Below are 20,107 nucleotides of genomic sequence, written 5' to 3'. Positions count from 1 at the left end.
GGAACCTAAAAACAAGAGAGGAATGTACATCATGATGCGACTTACCAAGCTTACGACCGCGCTGCTGGCCGGCGCGCTTTTCGCCTTTCCGGCGCTTGCTGTCGATTTGCGCATCGGCCTGCAGGACGATGCCGACGTTCTTGACCCGGCCCAGTCCCGCACCTTCGTCGGCCGTATCGTCTATACCGCGCTGTGCGACAAGCTGGTCGACGTTTCGCCCGACCTGAAGATCGTTCCGCAGCTCGCCACCGAGTGGAAATGGTCCGCCGACGGCAAGGAACTGACGATGAAGATCCGCGAGGGCGTCAAGTTCCATGACGATACCCCGCTCGACGCCGCAGCCGTGGTTGCCACCATCGAACGCAACATGACCCTGCCGGAATCCCGCCGCAAGAGCGAGCTGACATCCGTCGCCAAGGTCGAAGCGGCCGGCCCCCTCGAAGTCAAGTTCACCCTGAAGTCCCCGGACGTGACGCTGCTCGCCCAGCTCTCCGATCGCGCCGGCATGATCGTCTCGCCGACCGCCGCCAAGGCGCTCGGTGCCAATTTCGGCTCCAAGCCGGTCTGCGCCGGCCCGTTCAAGTTTGTCGAGCGCGTCCAGCAGGACCGCATCGTGCTCGAAAAGTTCAAGGATTACTGGGCCAAGGACAAGATCTTCGTCGACAAGGTCACCTACCTGCCGATCCCGGATACGACCGTGCGCCTCGCCAACCTGCAGTCGGGCGACCTCGACTTCATCGAACGCCTGGCGCCGACCGATGTCGCAGCCGTCAAGGGCAATTCGGGCCTGAAATACGATGCGACCGTCAATATCGGCTATATGGCGCTTTACGCCAATGTTGGTAACGGCCCGCGCGCCGACAACCCGTTCGGCAAGGACAAGCGCCTGCGCCAGGCCTTCTCGCTGGCGATCGACCGCGACGCGATGAACCAGATCGTTTACGAAGGCACCGCCGTCGGCGGCAACCAGCCGTTCCCGCCGAACAGCCCGTGGTTCAACAAGGCGATCCCGGTTCCGGCCCGCGACGTCGCCAAGGCCAAGGCTCTGATCAAGGCCGCCGGCTTCGACCGCGTCCCGGTCGAGCTGCAGATCCCGAACAACCCGGTCGCCCAGCAGATGATGCAAATCCTGCAGTCCATGGTTGCCGAAGCAGGTTTCGACGTCAGCCTCAAGTCGACCGAGTTCGCCACCCTGCTCGAAGAGCAGACCCGCGGCAATTTCCAGCTCAGCCGCTCCGACTGGTCCGGCCGCGTCGATCCTGATGGCAATATCCATCAGTTTGTCAGCTGCAAGGGCGGCATCAACGACGTGAAATACTGCAATCCGGACGTCGACAAGCTGCTCAACGAAGCACGCGCCTCGACCGACGATGCGGTCCGCAAGCAGAAATACGATGCAGCTTCGGTGATCCTCAACGAAGACATGCCGGTTATCTATCTCGGCCATCAGTCTTGGATCTGGGCCTACAAGAAGAACATTACCGGTTTCGTGGCCAGTCCGGACGGCATGATCCGCCTGCAAGGCGTCAAGAAGGGTTAAGCCTCTCGTGCCGCATGGGATTGGACCCCGTGCGGCACTTTTTCCGCATCGCTTCGTAACAATGTTGCTCAACGGGGGACGGCGTCATGCCTGTCTACATCGGAAAGCGTCTGCTGGTCGCCATCCCGACCTTGCTGATCATCTCCATTTTTGTCTTTTCACTGCAGAAACTGCTGCCCGGCGATCCCATTCTGGCGATGGCCGGCGAGGAGCGTGACCCTGCCGTCATCGAATTCCTGCGCGACAAATACCGCCTGAACGATCCGGTCGTGGTGCAATATTTCTATTGGCTCGGCGGCGTGCTGACCGGCGACTTCGGCATCTCGCTTCGCACAAACCAGCCTGTCCTGGAACTGATCCTCCAGAAGCTGCCGGTGACGATCCAGCTTGCGGTGATGGCGATGTTCTTCGCCATGCTGATCGGCATACCGATCGGCATCCTGGCGGCGGTCAAGAAGAACACCTTCATCGACTACATCGCCAACGTGCTGGCGCTGACCGGCCTGTCGATCCCGAATTTCTGGCTCGGCATCATGCTCATCCTGCTGATCTCGGTGCAGCTCGGCTGGCTTCCGGCTTCCGGCTTCGAGTCGATCTTCGTCGATCCCGTCCGGTCGCTGCAGACCATGGTCATGCCGGCCTTCGTACTCGGCAATGCGCTGGCCGCGACCTTGATGCGCCATACCCGATCGGCGATGATCGGCGTGCTCAGCGCCGACTATATCCGCACCGCCCGCGCCAAGGGCCTTTCTCCGCGGGAAGTCATCCTCAGCCACAGTTTCCGCAATGCGCTGCTGCCGGTCGTGACGCTATCGGCGCTGCTGTTCGGCGAACTGCTGGCCGGCGCCGTCCTGACAGAACAGATCTTCACTATTCCGGGCTTCGGCAAGCTGATCGTCGACGCCGTCTTCAACCGCGACTATGCGGTGGTGCAGGGCGTCGTGCTGTGCACGGCGGTCGGCTTCATCCTGATGAACCTGTTCGCCGACGTCCTCTATGTCCTCCTCAATCCGCGTCTGAGGGCCACCCTATGACCACGATCGACCAAGCACCGCCCGTGGCGTCAGCCAAGCGCGACAGGAGCCGCGCCTGGCGCAAGATGAAGAAGAACAGGAGCGCGCTCGTCGGCGCCGTCATCGTCCTGTTTTTCGCAATCCTTGCGGCCAGCGCCCCGACCCTGCCGATCATCGATCCCGTCGCCACGAGCTGGACGGCGATCCGCAAGGCGCCCTCGGCCATGTACTGGCTCGGCACCGACGATCTTGGCCGAGACATTCTTTCCCGCATGATCTGGGGAGCCCAGGCATCGCTGATGGCCGGGGTGTTTTCGGTCGCCATTGCGGTCGGCATCGGCGTGCCCTTCGGCCTGATCTCGGGTTATTTCGGTGGCTGGGTGGACATGGTGATCTCGCGGATCACGGAGGCTCTGCTCGCCATGCCTTTCCTGATAATGGCGATCGCGCTTGCGGCATTTCTGGGCCCGAGCCTGATGAATGCGATGATCGCCATCGGCCTGTCCGCCATGCCGATCTTCGTGCGGCTGACCCGCGGTCAGGTCCTGGCGGTCAAGACGGAGGACTATGTCGAAGGCGCACGCGCCGTCGGCCTGAATCACTTCGAAATCATGACCCGCTACATCCTGCCCAACGTTTTCGCACCCATCATCGTCCAGGCGACGCTGACGATCGCAACCGCGATCATCGCCGAGGCGAGCCTTTCCTTCCTCGGCCTCGGCCAGCAGCCGCCGGCCCCCTCCTGGGGCTCGATGTTGAACGTCGCCAAGAACTTCCTGAGCCAGGCGCCCTGGATGGCGATGTGGCCGGGCGCGGCGATCTTCCTCGTCGTCATCGGCTTCAATCTCCTCGGCGATGGCCTGCGCGATGCGCTGGATCCTCGCGAGGCATGACGGCCGCGCCAAGCATGATTTGAAAGGACCAACACCATGACTGAGTTCACCACACGGCCGGAAATCCTCGGCACGTTCGGGGTCGTCACCTCGACCCACTGGATCGCTTCGGCCGTCGGCATGGCGATCCTCGAAAAGGGCGGCAATGCCTTCGACGCGGCGGTTGCGACCGGCTTCATACTGCAGATCGTCGAGCCGCATCTCTGCGGTCCGGGCGGCGACATGCCGGCCATCTTCTACTCGAAGAAAAAGGACAAGGTCGAAGTCATCTGCGCGCAGGGGCCTGCACCGGCAGGTGCCACGATTGAGCACTACACGTCGGAAGGCCTGAAGCTGATCCCCGGCGACGGCCTGCTCGCGACCGTCATCCCCGGCGCCTTCGACGGCTGGATGCTGATGCTGCGCGACTACGGCACGATGAGCGTGCGCGATGTGCTCGAGCCGGCGATCTATTACGCGGAACAGGGCCACCCGATGCTCGCCCGCGTTTCCGCCACCATCAAGGGGCTTGCTGGCTTCTTCGAGACCGAGTGGCCGACCTCCCACGCGACCTGGCTACCCGGCGGCGTGGCGCCCGAGGCGCAGAGCAATTTCAAAAACCCGGTGCTCGCCGAGACCTGGAAGCGCATCATCGCGGAGGCCGAAGCCAGGACCGGCCGCGAAAACCAGATCGAAGCGGCCCGCGATGCCTTCTATCGCGGCTTCGTGGCCGAGGCGATCGACCGTTATGTCTCGACGGCTGAGGTGATGGACGCGAGCGGCGCCCGCCACAAGGGCGTGCTGACTGCCGACGATATGGCCAACTGGCAGGCGACCGTCGAGGCGCCGCAGACCTACGACTATCACGACTGGACCGTTGCCAAGACGCCGGCCTGGGGGCAGGGGCCTGTGCTCCTGCAATCGCTGGCGCTGTTGAAGGGCTTTGACCTCTCGGCGATGGATCCGGCCGGACCGGATTTCGTGCACGTTGTCGTGGAAGCCATGAAGCTCGCCTTCGCCGACCGCGAAGTCTATTACGGCGATCCGGATTTCGCGCAGATCCCGACCGAATATCTCCTGTCGGAAGGCTACAATGCCGAGCGCCGCAAGCTGATCGGCAGCCAAGCCTCGCTCGAGCTGCGCCCCGGCCGCGTCCCCAGTTACGACCACCAGTTCGACCTCACCATGGGCATGCTGGCGGAAGTGAGCGGCAAGGGCGCGGTCTACGAGCCGACCATGTCGCATCTCACCGAAAAGCGCGGCGATACGGTCCATATCGACGTCATCGACCGCTGGGGCAACATGGTCTCGACCACGCCGTCGGGCGGCTGGCTGCAGTCCTCGCCGATCGTGCCTGGCCTCGGTTTCGCGCTGAATTCCCGCGCCCAGATGTTCTGGCTGAAACCCGGCCTGCCAACCTCGCTCGAACCGGGAAAACGTCCGCGTACGACGCTCACTCCGTCGCTCGCCCTGCATCAGGGTCGCCCGACGCTGGTGTTCGGCACGCCCGGCGGCGACCAGCAGGACCAGTGGCAGCTGCCGTTCTTCCTGCGTTACGTCCACCACAAGCCTAACCTGCAGGCGGCGATCGACATGCCGCTGTTCCACACCACCCATTTCCCGGGCTCCTTCTATCCACGCACCAGCCAGCCGGGAAACATCATGGTCGAAAGCAATATCGGTGCGGACGTGCTCGCCGATCTGCGCAGCCGCGGCCACCAGATCACGGTCGCGGATCCCTGGAGTGTCGGCCGTTTGACCGCGGCGCGCCGCGATGCGGACGGATTGCTGCGGGCGGCTGCAACGCCGCGCCTGATGCAGGCCTATGCGGTCGGGAGATAAGCCATGACATGGTCGATCGTCGCACGCGATCCGCAAACGGGTCATTTCGGGATCTCTGTTGCCAGCCGCTTCTTCGCGGTCGGCGCCGCAGTCCCGCATATCAAGGGCAGGGTGGGTGCCGTCGCCACCCAGGCCTTCGTCAGCCCGCTCTACGGCACGGATGGGCTGAAATTGCTGGAAGAGAGCAGGAGCCCGCAGGAGATCATCGAGACGCTGACGGCGCGCGATGACGGCCGTCGTCAGCGCCAGTTCCATCTGATCGACGCCAATGGCCGCAATGCCGCCTATACCGGCGAGATCTGCGTCGACTGGGCCGGCCATCTGGTCGATGACAACGTCTCCGTCGCCGGCAACATGCTGGCCGGGCCGCAGGTGATCGCCGAGACGCTGCGGGTCTACAAGGAAAAGGCGGCCGAAGGCGCGCCGCTCGCCGAGCGCCTGCTCGCCGCCATGGATGCCGGCGAGGCAGCCGGCGGCGACAAGCGCGGCAAGCAGTCCGCCGCCATGGTTCTCTATCGCGACCAGGATTATCCCTGGCTGCGCATCAATGCCGACGATCACGCCGATCCGCTCGGCGAACTGCGCCGCCTCTACGCGGTGGCGCAGGAGCGTTTCCTGCATGTCGCCGAAACCATGCCGACCCGCGAAAACCCGCATGGCATGATCGATCGCCGCGTCATCGACCAGAAGATCGCCGAGCTGGAAGCCGCCCGCGAAGCGGAAGGCCGTGCGTCCGCCTCCTTTGCCACCCCCTGGAAGCCCCAATGACGGAAACTCCCATGACCGAGACACCTGTTCTTTCCGTCAGGAACCTGACGACATCCTTCCTGGTCGATGGCGAATGGAAAAGCGTCGTCCGCGACGTCTCCTTCGACGTGCATCCGGGAGAAACGGTGGCGATCGTCGGCGAGAGCGGCTCCGGCAAGAGCGTCACCTCGCTGTCGATCATGCGGCTGCTGGCTGCCAATACCAGCCGCATCGAGGGCAGCATCCTGCTCTCCGGCCGGGATCTCCTGTCGATCTCCGAAAAGGAGATGCGGGGGGTTCGTGGCAACGACGCCTCGATGATCTTCCAGGAGCCGATGACCTCGCTCAACCCGATCTTCACGATCGGACGGCAGATCTCGGAAGTGCTGACGCGCCACAAGGGACTGACGAAGTCTCAGGCGCGCGCGGAAACCGTGCGGCTGCTCGAAAAGGTCCGCATTCCGAATGCCGGCGCACGGTTCGACGACTATCCGCACCAGTTCTCCGGCGGCATGCGCCAGCGCGTCATGATCGCCATGGCCTTGGCCTCGAAACCCAGGCTGCTGATCGCCGACGAACCGACCACAGCGCTCGATGTCACCATTCAGGGACAGATCCTCGACCTGATCAAGGTGCTGCAGGAAGAGGAGGGCATGTCGGTGCTCTTCATCACCCATGACATGGGCGTGGTCGCCGAGATCGCCGACCGTACCATCGTCATGTATCGCGGCGAGGCGGTCGAGAGCGGTCCGACCGAGGAAATCTTCCATCGCGGCAAACATCCCTATACCCGCGCGCTGCTGTCGGCCGTGCCGCGGCTCGGCTCGATGCAGGACCGCAAATGGCCGACCCGTTTCCCGGTCGTCGACATCACCACCGGTGAGACCGCAGAGCCGAAGGAAGTCGCCGGCACCGTCGATACGCGAAAAACCCCGGTTCTGGCAGTGAAGAACCTCGTCACCCGCTTCGCGGTCCGCTCCGGCCTGTTCGCGACGCAGACGGGTTCCGTCCATGCGGTCGAGAATATTTCCTTCGACCTCTTCCAGGGCGAAACCCTGTCACTGGTCGGTGAATCCGGCTGCGGCAAGTCGACGACCGGCCGCTCGATCATGCGGCTGATCGAGCCGACCAGCGGCGACGTGGCGCTCGACGGCTACGATGTCCTGCGTCTCGACCAGACCGGCCTGCGCGACATGCGCAAGACCATCCAGATGATCTTCCAGGATCCGTTCTCGTCGCTCAACCCGCGCATGACGGTCGGCGCCGCAATCTCCGAACCCTTCGTCAAGCACAAGCTCGGCAACGCGAAGGATGCCAGGGAGAAGACCGCCGATCTTCTCCGCAAGGTCGGCCTCTCGCCCGACATGGCCGGCCGTTATCCGCACGAGTTTTCCGGCGGCCAGCGGCAGCGCATCGCGATTGCCCGCGCCCTGTCGCTCGATCCGAAGGTGATCGTCGCCGACGAAAGCGTCTCGGCGCTCGACGTCTCGATCAAGGCGCAGGTCTGCAACCTGCTCCTCGACCTTCAGCAGAGTCTCAACCTCGCCTTCCTGTTCATCAGCCATGACATGGCGGTGGTGGAACGGGTCAGCCATCGGGTAGCGGTCATGTATCTCGGCGAGATCGTCGAGATCGGCCCGCGCGCCGCGGTCTTCGACAATCCGCAGCATCCCTATACGAAAAAGCTGATGGCAGCCGTTCCGGTGCCGGACCCGGTCCGCCGCGGCATCCGCCGGGGCATTTCCAACGACGAGCTGAAGAGCCCGGTTCGTCCGATGGGTTTCCAGCCGCCGGCGCGCGAGTATCGCGAGGTTTCCGCGGGCCATCTGGTGCAGGTGGCCTGAGGGAAGGCGGACCTGAGGCCGCGAAAACTCAGATCAGCCTTAGCCCCTTCAGGCTGACATGCCCGTCCTTGCCGATGATGATGTGGTCGTGCACCGTGATGCCGAGAGGTTTTGCGGTGTCGACGATCGTCTTCGTCATGTCGATATCGGCGCGCGATGGCGTCGGATCGCCGCTCGGGTGGTTGTGGACGAGGATGATCGCGGTCGCCGACAGTTCGAGCGCCCGGCGCACGACTTCGCGCGGATAGACCGGCGTATGGTCGACGGTGCCATGACCCTGCACCTCGTCGGCGATCAGCGCATTCCGCTTGTCGAGGAAGAGGATGCGGAACTGTTCGCGTGGTTCATAGGCCATGATCGCATGGCAGTAATCGATGACCGAGGACCAAGATGACAGCACCTGCTTGCCGCGCAGCTCGCTCTTCAGCATCCGATGACCGACCGTCGCGACGAGCTTCAGGTCGAGCGCTACCGCCTCGCCGACGCCCTTGACCTCCTGCAGCAATCCGAGCGGCGCGCCCAGAGCGCCGGCAAGCGTTCCGAACCGGGCGATCAACGCCTTGGCAAGCGGTTTCGTATCGCGGCGCGGGATAGACCGGAACAGCAGGAGTTCAAGGATCTCGTAGTCGGCAAGTCCGGTGTCGCCATGTTCGCGATACTTGGTTTTGAGGCGCTCGCGGTGACCGTGGTAATGCGCGCCCGGCTCGTCGTCGCCCATCGAGGCCGGTTTCTTGATGGCTTTCGGCTTGGTCAGCTGTTCGGCGAAAAAGCCGCGCTCGTCCTCGATGAAGGACGTCTGTTCGTCCGGCGGAGGAGCGGAGCGGCTGGCCATCCGTTACCTCGAAAGCGGTGGCAGGCCGGGTCGGTCGAAACCTCCGGGCGACAAGGTAAAGATCTCGCAGCCGGTGGCGGTGACGCCGATCGCATGTTCGTATTGCGCTGACAGCGACCGGTCGCGGGTCACTGCCGTCCAGCCGTCGGAAAGCACCTTCACATGCGGCTTGCCGAGATTGATCATCGGCTCGATGGTGAAGATCATGCCTTCCTTCATCTCCGGACCCTCGTCGGCGCGGCCGTAATGGAGGATGTTCGGCGAGTCGTGGAAAAGCCGGCCGACGCCATGGCCGCAGAAATCGCGCACGACCGAGCAGCGTTCCGCTTCAGCATAGGTCTGGATCGCTTCGCCGATTGCACCTGTGCGTGCGCCGGGACGCACGGCCTCTATGCCGCGCATCAGGCATTCGTAGGTGACTTCGAGCAGGCGCTCGGAAGCGCGCTTGATCTGCCCGACCGGATACATGCGGCTCGAATCCCCGTGCCAGCCGTCGAGGATATAGGTGACGTCGATATTGACGATATCACCTTCCCGCAAAGGCTTGTCGTCCGGAATGCCGTGGCAGACGACGTGGTTGATCGAGGTGCAGGAGGATTTTGTGTATCCGCGATAGTTCAGCGTCGCCGGCAGCGCGCCGTGGTCCATGCCGAACTCGAAGACGAAGCGGTCTATCGCGTTTGTGGTGACGCCGGGCTGCACGATCGACGCAAGCTCGTCGAGGCAGCGCGCCGTCAGCAGGCAGGCCTTGCGCATGCCGGCAAAGTCCTCCGCGCTATAGAGGCGGATCGCACCCGTATTCTTCAGGGGGGCGGAAACCGCCTCGATATAGTTGACCATGGTTCTTCTCTCGCAATCTCCCCGTTCATAAAGCAGCCGGGCCCGGTTCGTCCATGGCGATCAGCCCCGAAGGCGTTATTTCCTCCGGCGAAACGCGGCAATGCACCGCATAGGCCTCGACGCCGCGGGCTTTGGCGCGCTCGAAGGCGAGCGCATAGAAAGGATCGAGATCTCCGCAGATACGGAACCGCGAACAGTCGTGCCGCTGGATGAGGTAGATCATCACCGCCCGGTGACCAGCCTCCGCCATGTCGCCCAGCTCTTCCAGATGTTTGGCACCGCGCTTGGTGACCGTATCGGGAAACTCCGCCAATCCGGGTTCGCGGCAGAAATGAACGTTCTTGACCTCCACATACGCATTCGCAAGACCGTCGCCGATCAGCAGGAAGTCGATGCGCGAATTGCGGCCGTAGCGCTGTTCGCGCAGGATCGTCTGATAGCCGCCAAGGCTCGGGATCAGCCCGGCGCGGATCGCTTCTTCCGCGAGCCGGTTCGGCAGGCCGGTATTGATGCCGACGCGCTCGCCGTCCACCTCGACCATCTCGAACGTGTGCCGGTATTTGCGGGTCGGGCTGTCATGCAGCGACACCCAGATCTTCGAGCCCGGCGTCGTCAAACCGCGCATCGAGCCGGTATTCGGGCAGGAGCCGGTAAACGGCGTGCCGTCCGCCAGCACGGCGTCGAACAGGAAACGTTTGTAGCGTTGCAGGAGGGTGGCAGGCACCAGTGGCGGATCGAAGCGCATCTGCGAATAGGGTCAGATGCGTTCCAGCACATAGGTGCCAGGCGCATCGGCAATCGCATTCAGTGCCTTGCCGCCGGGCTTGCGGGCCGGCACACGGCTGTCGTCCTTTGCTTCAACCCAGGCATGCCAGTGCGGCCACCAGGATCCCTTGTTTTCCTCTGCATTTGTCAGCCAGTCTTCGTACTGGCCTTCGGCCTTGCCGCCGGTCCAGTACTGGTACTTCTGCTTGTCGGGCGGGTTGACGACGCCGGCGATGTGGCCCGAACCGGTCAGCACGAAATCCACAGGACCGCCGAACAACGACGAGCCGAGGAAGACCGATTTCGGCGGCGCGATATGGTCCTCCCGGGTGGCGAGATTGTAGACCGGGATCTTGATGTCCTTCAGCGAGATCGTCTTTCCCGCGAGCTTCATCTGGCCCTTGCTCAGGTTGTTGTCGAGATAGCAGTTGCGCAGGTAATAGGCGTGGTTGGCCGCCGCCATGCGCGTGCTGTCGGAATTCCAGTAGAGCAGGTCGAACGGCATCGGTTCCTGGCCCTTCAGGTAGTTGCTGACGACATAGGGCCAGATGAGCTCGGAGGCGCGCAGCATGTTGAAGGCGGTCGCCATCTTCGAGCCGTCGAGATAGCCGACCGTGTTCATCTGTTTTTCCATCGAGGCGATCTGTTCCTCGTCGACGAAGACCTTGAGATCGCCCGCATGGGTGAAATCCACCTGGGTGGTAAGGAAGGTCGCCGATGCGATGCGACCGTTCTTCTTCTGGGCGTGATAGGCAAGCGTCGCGGCAAGCAGCGTTCCGCCGACGCAATAACCGATGGCGTTGACCTGTTTTTCGCCGGTAGCCTTCTCGACCGTGGTCAGCGCGAAGTCGATCCCCTCGCGCATGTAGGATTCCCAGTCTTTCTTCGCATGGCGTTCGTCAGGATTGACCCAGGAGATCACGAAGACCGTATGGCCCTGGTCGACGCACCACTTGATGAAGCTTTTCTGCGGGTTGAGGTCGAGAATGTAGAACTTGTTGATCCACGGGGGGCAGATGAGGAGAGGGCGCTTCAGCACCGTTTCCGTCGACGGATCGTACTGGATGACCTCGCAGACCTCGCTCTGGGCGATCACCTTGCCGGGCGTCAACGCCATGTTGCGGCCGATCGCGAACTTGGTCGCGTCGGTGTGGCGCAGCCTCAGGTCACCGCGCCCGGCGGCGATATCCTCCGCGAACATCTTCATGCCGGCCACCAGGTTGGCGCCGTTGCTGGCCACCGTCTCGCGATAGACCTCCGGATTGGTCAGAGCGAAATTGGCCGGCGAAAGGGCTGCCGTCACCTGCTTCACGTAGAAGGCGGCCTTGTGCCGGGTGTGCTCGTCGAGCCCTTCGGCTTCGTTGACCAGCTTATCGGCCCAGGAGGCGGTGACGAGATAGAGCTGCCGGAGGAGGGCGAAGAACGGGTTCTTTGCCCAGTCCTGATCGGCGAACCGCTTGTCCTTCGGCAATGTGTCGGTCTCGGAGGCGACAGGCTGGCCGGAATATTGCCCCGAAAACTGATTGAGCGTCCGCGTCCAGATGCCGATATAGCTGGAAAACAGCAGGGTCTGGGCTTCGAGCGTCCGCTTCGGATCCGAAATCCAGTATTCGGTGACCTTGGAAAGGGTCTTCACGAGGTCGGTCATCGGGTCGACCGAATCGCCGATCTCGCCGCGTTCGCGGGGGCCGAGCCATTCCGATGCCGCTTTGCCGAGATTTTCGAGCGCCCGGGCGAAGTTCATGGCGAGCGCCTGCGGGTCCTTGACCACATAGGCCTCGACCGATTTGGGGTCGAATCCCGGAAATTCCTGTCCGGCCTGCCCTTTATCGTCGGTCTTTTCCGCCACGTGCTGCCTCCCCACAGTTTGTTAGTTGTTTTCGTTTGTACATTGTGCCTGAAAGCGAATACAAGTGCCAGCGATCGGCGCCTTCAGGTGCATTGGCCGATGACGGAAACTGGGTTACGGAAATGGAAAAACTGAGGCATCGGATCGGCAGCTTACCGCTTTTCATCGGTCTTGGCGCGCTCTCTCTTTTGGCCGGCTGCAACGGCAAAACCTTTGCCCTGGATGACGGTATTCCGAACACCGCACCGCCGGCCGTGGTCGTCCAGAACAAGACCGCGCCGCCGCCAGGCCCCGTCACCCGGCAGAACACCGGCGTCTATCCGACCTTCGATCCGACGCTGCGCGCTGCGGCCGAGCAGATCGAGGACGAGGATTACAACAAGAGCGAGCCGCGCCTTGCGTCGCTCGCCCGCCTGCGCCGGTCGGGCTCGATCTCGGAAGCCGAATATCAGCGCCGGGTCGCCGAATACCGCAAGCTCGCCGCCGATCACGGCAAGGACGCGTTGGCAGAGATCGCCAAGTAGTCCAGCCAGCCCCATATCGGCAAATAGCACTTGCCTTTCGGCGCTTTTGGTCGCAAAGCAAAAAATCGCCAATCATGCGACACCGGCGCGTCGCGTCCGACGCTGCGCGCCCTCCACGGGGAGAAAGATGGAAGAGTTTCATAAAGTCCGACGCCTGCCGCCATACGTCTTCGAACAGGTCAACCGTTTGAAGGCAAGCGCGCGAGCGGGTGGCGCGGACATTATCGATCTCGGCATGGGCAATCCCGACCTTCCGACCCCGAAGGCGATCGTCGACAAGCTCTGCGAAGTCGTACAGGACCCACGCACCCATCGTTATTCGTCGTCCAAGGGCATTCCCGGCCTGCGCCGCGCCCAGGCTGCTTATTACGCACGCCGTTTCGGCGTGAAGCTCAACCCGGATACCCAGGTCGTCGCGACGCTGGGCTCCAAGGAAGGCTTCGCCAACATGGCGCAGGCGATTACCGCGCCTGGCGACGTGATCCTCTGCCCGAACCCGACCTATCCGATCCACGCCTTCGGCTTTCTGATGGCAGGCGGCGTGATCCGCTCGATGAACGTCGAGCCGGATGACAGCTTCTTCCCGCCACTCGAAAGGGCTGTGAAACATTCGATCCCGAAGCCCTTGGCGCTGATCATCAACTATCCGTCCAACCCGACGGCGCATGTCGCCTCTCTGGACTTCTATAAAGAGGTGGTGAGCTTTGCCAGAAAGCACGACATCATCGTGCTCTCCGACCTTGCCTATTCGGAAATCTACTTCGAAGGCGAACCGCCACCGTCCGTGCTGCAGGTACCCGGCGCGATGGATATCGCCGTCGAGTTCACCTCGATGTCGAAGACCTTCTCCATGCCCGGCTGGCGCATCGGTTTTGCGGTCGGCAACGAGCGGCTGATCTCGGCGCTGACCCGCGTCAAGTCGTACCTCGACTACGGCGCCTTCACGCCGATCCAGGTTGCCGCGACCCATGCCCTCAACGGCGACGGTTCCGACATCGCGGAAGTCCGCAATGTCTACAAGCGCCGCCGCGACGTGATGGTCGATTCCTTCGGCAAGGCTGGTTTCGAAGTGCCGCCGCCGGCAGCGACCATGTTCGCCTGGGCGAAGATCCCGGAAAAGTTCCGCCACCTCGGCAGCCTCGAATTCTCGAAGCTCCTCGTCGAGAAGGCGGACGTCGCGGTCGCACCGGGCATCGGTTTCGGCGAGATGGGCGACGACTATGTTCGTCTGGCACTGGTCGAGAACGAACATCGCATCCGCCAGGCGGCCCGCAACATCAAGAAGTTCCTGTCGACGGCCGACGAGACGATGCACAACGTCATCTCGCTCAACACGCGCCGCTGATCGGACCAGCATTTCCGGCGGCCCTGACGGGCCGCCACCTCCCAGGCAATCAGGAAGAATAGCATGGCAGACGCCCTCAAAGTCGGCATTGCGGGTCTCGGCACTGTGGGTGCCTCGCTCGTCCGGATCATCCAGACCCGCGCGAATGAATTGGCAACGACTTGCGGCCGTGCGATCGAGATCACGGCGGTAACGGCCCGCGACAGGTCGCGCGACCGCGGCATCGACATTTCCGGCATCGCCTGGTTCGACACGCCGGAAAAGATGGCCAACGAGGCCGATATCGACGTCTTCGTGGAATTGATGGGCGGTGCCTCGGGTGCCGCCGCCGATTCCGTGCGGGCGGCGCTGACCCGTGGTCTCCACGTGGTGACCGCCAACAAGGCGCTGCTTGCCGCCTCCGGTGTCGAGCTTGCCAAGATCGCCGAAGAGAAAAGCGTTCTTCTCAATTTCGAGGCGGCCGTCGCCGGCGGCATTCCGGTCATCAAGGCGCTTCGTGAATCCCTGACCGGCAATACCGTGTCGCGCGTCTACGGCATCATGAACGGCACCTGCAACTACATCCTGACCCGGATGGAGAAGGAAGGCCTGTCGTTTGCCGATTGCCTCAAGGAAGCGCAGCGGCTTGGGTATGCCGAGGCTGATCCGGCCTTCGACATCGAGGGCAACGACACGGCCCACAAGCTCGCCATCCTGACGACGCTCGCCTTCGGCACGCAGATCGCAGCCGACGAGATCTATCTCGAGGGCATCAGCAATATCTCGATCGAGGACATTCATGCAGCCGCCGATCTCGGCTACCGGATCAAGCTGCTCGGCGTTGCCCAGCTGACCGACAGCGGCATCGAACAGCGCGTTCATCCGACCATGGTGCCGCACGACTCGGTCATCGCCCAGGTCGACGGCGTCACCAATGCGGTGGCGATCGAATCCGATATCCTCGGGGAACTGCTGATGGTCGGCCCCGGCGCCGGCGGCAATGCGACCGCGTCCGCCGTTCTCGGTGACATCGCCGACATCGCCAAGAGCAGCCCGGGCGCCCAGCGCGTTCCGGTCCTCGGCACACCGGCCGCGTCGCTGGCGCCCTACAAGCGCGCCCGTATGCAGAGCCACGAGGGCGGTTATTTCATTCGCCTGACTGTCGCCGACCGCACCGGCGTCTTCGCCAGCATCGCCGCCCGCATGGCGGAAAACGGCATCTCGCTGGAATCGATCATGCAGCGATCCAAGCCGGATACCGCGGCAGATACGCCGAAGACCATCATCCTCGTCACTCATGCGACCACGGAGGATTCCGTCCGCAAGGCGGTCGATGCGATCAAGGCGGAAAGTTATCTCGTCGGCGAGCCTCAGGTGATTCGCATCGAACGCCCGAAGGCTTTTTAAAAACAGGGCCGCTTCGAAAAGACGGGCGCTGCCGTTTCCTGTGGGTAACGCCGGAACCTTTCGGGAACGTCTGTGAAAAGCAGGGCTGCGAAGGCTCCCTGACTGGCCGCTCAAGGCCCCTGGACGTAGATTGTCGCTGGCAATCACTGTCGAGGAGGCTTGCGCGATCGCCATGAAGATGCGGGCCGTGAATACGCGGAAAATGAACACGCGGAACAAGGGATACCGGCTGCAACTCAGTGGCGTCCGCTCGGAGCCCCATGGCTCTCGGCCCATGCGTTTCGTTCATGCCAATGATCAGACGCGTGGCGACGGTCTCGAAGGGCGGCGGGTTTTTGTTTGCCTGCTTGTGTTCTTCGCAGTCGCGGCCGGCATCAGCGGCTCCGCATTCGTCTGGTCGATGCTGTGACCGGCCGGCATCCGCAAGACGGCTCGGTCCAACCGGCAATCCCGTCAAAGCGATTCCTCTTGCTCTCGCGATAGGCTAAAAGCGCTCCATGACAAGAATTTTCTCCGCGCTTTCGTCGACAGTGGAAACGGTTGATCCCGTTCCGCGCGCATTCCTCGGCGTCGAACGCTCCGCAGGCGATCAGCGGTGGGTGTCGCGTCTCGATCAGGCAGCCCAGAACCGGGCGCTGGCGATTGCCCAGGTCCACGGCATTCCCGATCTCGTCGCCCGCGTGCTTGCCGGCCGCGGCGTGGCTCTGGACGACGCTCCCGCCTTTCTCGACCCGACCATCCGCTCGCTGATGCCGGATCCCTATACGCTCACCGATTGCGAGAAGGCGGTGCTGCGGCTTGCCGATGCGATCGCCCGGCAGGAAAAGGTTGCGATCTTCGGCGATTACGACGTCGACGGCGCGTCCTCTTCGGCATTGCTCTACCGGTTTCTCCGCCATTTCGGCGTCGAGGCGGAAATCTACATTCCGGACCGCATCTTCGAGGGTTATGGCCCCAATCCGGCGGCGATCCGCCAGCTGATCGCCAACGGCGCCCGCCTCATCGTTACCGTCGACTGCGGCTCCACCAGCCATGATGCGCTTGCGGCGGCGCGCGACGAGGGCTGCGACGTCGTGGTCATCGACCACCACCAGCTCGGCCACGAACTGCCGCCGTGCCTGGCGCTCGTCAATCCGAATCGCGAGGACGATCTTTCGGGCCAGGGCCACCTCTGTGCCGCCGGCGTCGTTTTCCTGGTTCTGGTCGCGGCCGCGCGCCACATGCGCCAGATCGGCGATCCGCGCGCCAAATCGCTCGACCTGCTCGCCTGGCTCGATATCGTCGCGCTGGCGACCGTCTGCGACGTGGTGCCGCTGAAGGGGCTCAACCGCGCCTATGTGGTCAAGGGACTGCTTGCGGCCCGCCATATGGGCAATGCCGGGCTTTCCGCGCTGTTCCGCAAGGCGGGGCTTGGCGGCCCGGTGACGCCCTATCATTTCGGCTTCCTGATCGGCCCGCGCATCAATGCCGGCGGACGCATCGGTGACGCGGCTCTCGGCAGCCGCCTGCTGACGCTGGAAGATCCGATCGAGGCGGAGGAGATCGCCGGCCGCCTGGACGATCTCAACCGCGAGCGGCAGGCCATGGAGGCCGCCATGCTTGCCGAGGCCGAGGCCGAGGTGCTGGCTGAATACGGCAACGGCGAGGGGGCAAACGTCATCGTCACGGCGCGCGACAAATGGCACCCGGGCATTGTCGGGCTGATCGCGGCGCGGCTGAAGGAGAAATTCAAGCGGCCGGCTTTCGCGATCGCCTTCGATCCGTCCGGCAAGGGCACGGGCTCCGGCCGCTCGATCAACGGCTTCGACATGGGCCGCATGGTGCGCGCGGCGGTGGATGCCGGCCTGCTCGTCAAGGGCGGCGGCCACGCCATGGCAGCCGGGTTGACGGTCGAGCGCAGCAATCTCGGCCGCCTGCGCGCCTTCTTCGAGGAGATGGCGGGCGAGGGCGTGCCGGCACTGGTTGCCAATCATGTTCTGAAGATCGACGGCGCGCTATCGGCCTCCGGAGCGACGCTGGAACTTTTCGACCAGCTCGAACAGGCCGGCCCCTATGGTTCCGGTCATTCGCAGCCGGTCTTTGCCATCCCCGCCCACCGGCTGAAGGATGCCCGCCTGGTCGGGACCGCGCATATCAAGGTGACGCTGGAGGCGGCCGACGGCTCGCGGCTGGAAGGCATAGCCTTCCGCGCCGCCGAAACGCCGCTCGGCAATATGCTGCTCAATTCCAGAGGCGCGCAGATTCACGCCGCCGGCTGCCTCAGCGCCGACCAATGGCAGGGCACGCGGCGTATGCAGCTTCGCCTGCTGGACGCCGTGAAGGCGCCGTGAGGAACGTTCTGATTTTTGGGAAAGAATCCGCTTTTGCGGAGAGAGGAAGTGGCACGCCCTAGGGGAGTCGAACCCCTCTTCCCAGAATGAAAATCTGGTGTCCTAACCGATAGACGAAGGGCGCGTGCGCTTCGTGGTGGCGCCCTTATAGTCAGGGTGTTTCTATCCCGCAAGCGCAAAATTGCATTTTCCAGCGCTTGCAGACGCAAAAAATCGCGCAGCCGCAAAATGACGCGCGAAAGCTGGATACAGGAACAAAAACAAAAGCTTGGGGGAGGTGGAAGTGGCACGCCCTAGGGGTCTGTCACTAGATAGCTTTTTCAATCACTTGCATTGGCTAACGGTGAAAAAAGCCGGGATTGAAAACAAAAAGCTATTTCCCTGATTGGCTAACGCCTCAGACCCCTAAAAGAAAAGCCCCGGCCAGCAACGAACCGGGGCTTTCAGTCTCGGAGCCGCTAAGCTCACAGAGGAATAGTGAGAAGATAGCACGGCTCCCGAATGATGCAATGAAAATCATTACGGAACCGAAACTATGGCGATTGAAGATCGTAATATTGACCTGCTCAAGAGCCTGATTGCCGACGCACAAGCAACCGCGCCATTCGAACGCGATGGCTACGTTTGGGCAGTCGCAACGCAGGATGAGTTTTGCGAACGGCTCGGAGGATGGTCGATCTCGAAGTTCTTCCGCTTGACCTCGAAGCCGCCTTTCATCAGGGAGGTGGCGAGGATCGACGGGAGCAATAAGACCCTTCTGCGAGAAGGGGAGCCGGGACCAAAGACGGCGGCCTCGGTGGCGAAGCATATGTCCAGCCTTCTGAGGCGCTATCGGGACCGATGCCGAAAAGCCCTCATTGTTGAACGTGACACCCTTGCCTGTACGATGACAGGCATCCCCGAGACAGATGCAGTGGCAGAGGTGCGTATTGAGAAAATCGACCACCTACTAAACGTTCTGCCGACGCTCACCACCGGCAAGGAATTCGGGTGTATGTGCGGTCTGGCCGAGCTTTGGCCGGAGGGCTACCAGATCGATATTTTCAAAGCCGTGCTAGCGGATTGGCCCGCATTTATGGCGGGTGAGAAGGTCGCGATATGGGCGGCGGGCGACAGCGGAGAGAAGTTCTTTGAGTTTGCGTCGATGTCGGTGATCCGAGCGTTCCCGCAGGTGGCGGTAGAGCTATACGTAATGGACCGACAGGAGCAGGCTATAGAACTCACCCCCGAACTCAGGCGGTTAAGCCGCTACATCGAAAAATGACCGATCTTATCTTTACCCCCCAATTTAACGGGTGAAACCCCATTCTATTATTTCTTACAGGGGTCAAGATAGATCGGTCATATAATAGAATAGGGGTAAGGGCTTCGGCGAGCCTCACCCTCACACCTATTGAAATCAATTTCATCTGCTTTCGGGAAGAGATAGGGCTTCGCCCGAAGATGCCTCCTCACCCCCAAAGCCCCTAGGTGCCGCAGCGCCAGCGCCGTTCAAAGTGCGGAAGGGCTATGTGGTCGTAAACAAGAACACCGACGACATAGCGGACCCTCTGGCATTGCTTTGACCATTCGATATTATTCGAGCAGTTCAAAGGAGTGGTTCGTGATCCGGTCAATATACAAGCTGGCGCTAATTTTGTCTGTTCTCGTGCCGTCCGCTGCCGCCGCTTCTTTCATCGGCAATTATGCGCGATGGAAGGAAATGGCACCGGTACAACAATCGTCATATCTGCTTGGTGTTGTGGACAGTTCGATAACGACATCCATCCCGGGGGAACCGGCGTGGATGAAGCCGCTACGCACCGGCTTGGATAGCTGTATGGGTGAGCAGCAGATCAAAGGCGATATGCTCGTGGACCTAGTCAACTCGCATTACACGGCTAACAAGGCCGATTGGAGGATAAGTCCAGCCATTGTGGTAATGCATGCCTTGCTAGGTGTATGCCTCGCCGACGTTAACAGCGAGCGTGAGAAAGCCGGTTACCAACCATGGGACCGCAAGCCTGCTCAAATCTCCCCGTGACCACGCCTATCGGCCCGCTTTCCGCCAACCGGCCTCACGAGCATCGTCTTCTGTGCAGAACCACCGTTCGCCATAGTCGCGTCGGATGATGGTGGAAACGTAATCCCACTGTCCGGGGACGTGGTAGATGCGCTCCCGTGATCCTATCGAGACATTTCCCTTGATGTTACACGCGGGGTCCCACAGTTCGCGGGGAACGAGGGCATACCCGCCCGTTGCCAGAAACACGACGGCAGATGACGCGACGACCATCACGGTGAAGTTGCTCATAGCGGCAGTCTAGGGCCGCTGAGTTTATCGGCAGTTCATATGGCGCTTAAAGTTGTATCAGTTCACCCAAACCTATTCTGGGGCC

General features: G+C 62.3%; 18 protein-coding genes and 1 tRNA gene. 13 read left to right on the top strand and 6 right to left on the bottom strand.

What is annotated here, in order from left to right:
* Window positions 1-34 precede the first annotated feature (34 nt).
* The 6 genes from ACZ9EJ_RS09660 (at window position 35) to ACZ9EJ_RS09635 (ending at window position 7,858) form a co-directional block, all read left to right on the top strand.
* Entirely contained in the window at window positions 35-1,540 is a 1,506-nt protein-coding gene (locus ACZ9EJ_RS09660; protein WP_046640764.1) for an ABC transporter substrate-binding protein, read from the top strand.
* Between the two features lie 86 nt (window positions 1,541-1,626).
* Window positions 1,627-2,574, top strand: a complete 948-nt coding sequence (locus ACZ9EJ_RS09655; protein WP_046630704.1) for an ABC transporter permease — start codon at window positions 1,627-1,629, stop codon at window positions 2,572-2,574.
* Window positions 2,571-3,446, top strand: a complete 876-nt coding sequence (locus ACZ9EJ_RS09650; protein ID WP_046640672.1) for an ABC transporter permease — start codon at window positions 2,571-2,573, stop codon at window positions 3,444-3,446. Before ACZ9EJ_RS09655 ends, ACZ9EJ_RS09650 begins: the two co-directional genes overlap by 4 nt.
* Before the next feature lie 36 nt (window positions 3,447-3,482).
* Complete coding sequence (locus ACZ9EJ_RS09645) at window positions 3,483-5,267, top strand: gamma-glutamyltransferase family protein (RefSeq protein ID WP_046640671.1); 1,785 nt, start codon at window positions 3,483-3,485, stop codon at window positions 5,265-5,267.
* Window positions 5,268-5,270: 3 nt separating this feature from the next.
* A complete protein-coding gene (locus tag ACZ9EJ_RS09640; protein ID WP_046640670.1) occupies window positions 5,271-6,035 on the top strand; it encodes a DUF1028 domain-containing protein in 765 nt (254 codons plus the stop codon).
* Window positions 6,036-6,046: 11 nt separating this feature from the next.
* A complete protein-coding gene (locus tag ACZ9EJ_RS09635) occupies window positions 6,047-7,858 on the top strand; it encodes an ABC transporter ATP-binding protein (RefSeq protein WP_046640669.1) in 1,812 nt (603 codons plus the stop codon).
* 28 nt (window positions 7,859-7,886) lie between these two features.
* Here the strand turns inward: ACZ9EJ_RS09635 and radC are convergent, their stop codons facing one another.
* The 4 genes from radC to ACZ9EJ_RS09615 are packed head-to-tail and all read right to left on the bottom strand — an operon-like array spanning window position 7,887 to window position 12,144.
* The gene (radC, locus tag ACZ9EJ_RS09630) at window positions 7,887-8,690 is read right to left on the bottom strand and encodes a RadC family protein (protein WP_046640668.1); all 804 of its coding nucleotides are present in this window, start codon (window positions 8,688-8,690) and stop codon (window positions 7,887-7,889) included.
* Window positions 8,691-8,693: 3 nt separating this feature from the next.
* Window positions 8,694-9,530 carry a type I methionyl aminopeptidase gene (gene map, locus ACZ9EJ_RS09625; RefSeq protein ID WP_046630694.1) on the bottom strand — a complete coding sequence of 279 codons (837 nt, stop codon included), beginning with the start codon at window positions 9,528-9,530 and terminating at the stop codon, window positions 8,694-8,696.
* A 25-nt stretch (window positions 9,531-9,555) separates the two neighbouring features.
* Window positions 9,556-10,275: a DNA/RNA nuclease SfsA gene (sfsA, locus tag ACZ9EJ_RS09620; protein ID WP_046640667.1), complete on the bottom strand. Its 720-nt coding sequence runs from the start codon at window positions 10,273-10,275 to the stop codon at window positions 9,556-9,558.
* Window positions 10,276-10,287: 12 nt separating this feature from the next.
* A complete protein-coding gene (locus ACZ9EJ_RS09615; protein WP_046640666.1) occupies window positions 10,288-12,144 on the bottom strand; it encodes a PHA/PHB synthase family protein in 1,857 nt (618 codons plus the stop codon).
* A 122-nt stretch (window positions 12,145-12,266) separates the two neighbouring features.
* Here ACZ9EJ_RS09615 and ACZ9EJ_RS09610 point away from each other — a divergent pair, with 122 nt between their 5' ends.
* The 5 genes from ACZ9EJ_RS09610 to recJ all read left to right on the top strand — a co-directional run bounded on the left by ACZ9EJ_RS09610 (window position 12,267) and on the right by recJ (window position 17,729).
* Window positions 12,267-12,668, top strand: coding sequence for a hypothetical protein (locus tag ACZ9EJ_RS09610; protein ID WP_046630688.1), 402 nt, complete (start codon window positions 12,267-12,269; stop codon window positions 12,666-12,668).
* A 127-nt stretch (window positions 12,669-12,795) separates the two neighbouring features.
* A complete protein-coding gene (locus ACZ9EJ_RS09605) occupies window positions 12,796-14,013 on the top strand; it encodes an LL-diaminopimelate aminotransferase (RefSeq protein WP_046630685.1) in 1,218 nt (405 codons plus the stop codon).
* 63 nt (window positions 14,014-14,076) lie between these two features.
* A complete protein-coding gene (locus ACZ9EJ_RS09600; protein ID WP_046640665.1) occupies window positions 14,077-15,399 on the top strand; it encodes a homoserine dehydrogenase in 1,323 nt (440 codons plus the stop codon).
* Between the two features lie 130 nt (window positions 15,400-15,529).
* On the top strand, window positions 15,530-15,808 hold the full coding sequence (locus ACZ9EJ_RS09595) for a hypothetical protein (protein ID WP_251090517.1): 279 nt from the start codon (window positions 15,530-15,532) through the stop codon (window positions 15,806-15,808).
* A gap of 88 nt (window positions 15,809-15,896) precedes the next feature.
* Entirely contained in the window at window positions 15,897-17,729 is a 1,833-nt protein-coding gene (gene recJ / locus ACZ9EJ_RS09590; protein ID WP_046640663.1) for a single-stranded-DNA-specific exonuclease RecJ, read from the top strand.
* Between the two features lie 49 nt (window positions 17,730-17,778).
* On the opposite strand, the gene ACZ9EJ_RS09585 is transcribed toward recJ, so the two are convergent.
* Window positions 17,779-17,853, bottom strand: a tRNA-Glu gene (locus ACZ9EJ_RS09585).
* A gap of 411 nt (window positions 17,854-18,264) precedes the next feature.
* Between ACZ9EJ_RS09585 and ACZ9EJ_RS09580 the strand changes: the two genes are divergently transcribed.
* Window positions 18,265-18,993, top strand: a complete 729-nt coding sequence (locus tag ACZ9EJ_RS09580) for a hypothetical protein (RefSeq protein WP_046640662.1) — start codon at window positions 18,265-18,267, stop codon at window positions 18,991-18,993.
* Window positions 18,994-19,332: 339 nt separating this feature from the next.
* Window positions 19,333-19,752 carry a hypothetical protein gene (locus ACZ9EJ_RS09575; RefSeq protein ID WP_046640661.1) on the top strand — a complete coding sequence of 140 codons (420 nt, stop codon included), beginning with the start codon at window positions 19,333-19,335 and terminating at the stop codon, window positions 19,750-19,752.
* A gap of 6 nt (window positions 19,753-19,758) precedes the next feature.
* On the opposite strand, the gene ACZ9EJ_RS09570 is transcribed toward ACZ9EJ_RS09575, so the two are convergent.
* Window positions 19,759-20,004 carry a sunset domain-containing protein gene (locus ACZ9EJ_RS09570; RefSeq protein ID WP_441942865.1) on the bottom strand — a complete coding sequence of 82 codons (246 nt, stop codon included), beginning with the start codon at window positions 20,002-20,004 and terminating at the stop codon, window positions 19,759-19,761.
* Between the last annotated feature and the right edge of the window lie 103 nt (window positions 20,005-20,107).

This window comes from Neorhizobium sp. USDA 3394, from assembly GCF_056280385.1.
The sequence above is the reverse complement of the archived record's forward strand: the minus strand, read 5'-3'. Positions and strand labels throughout refer to the sequence as shown.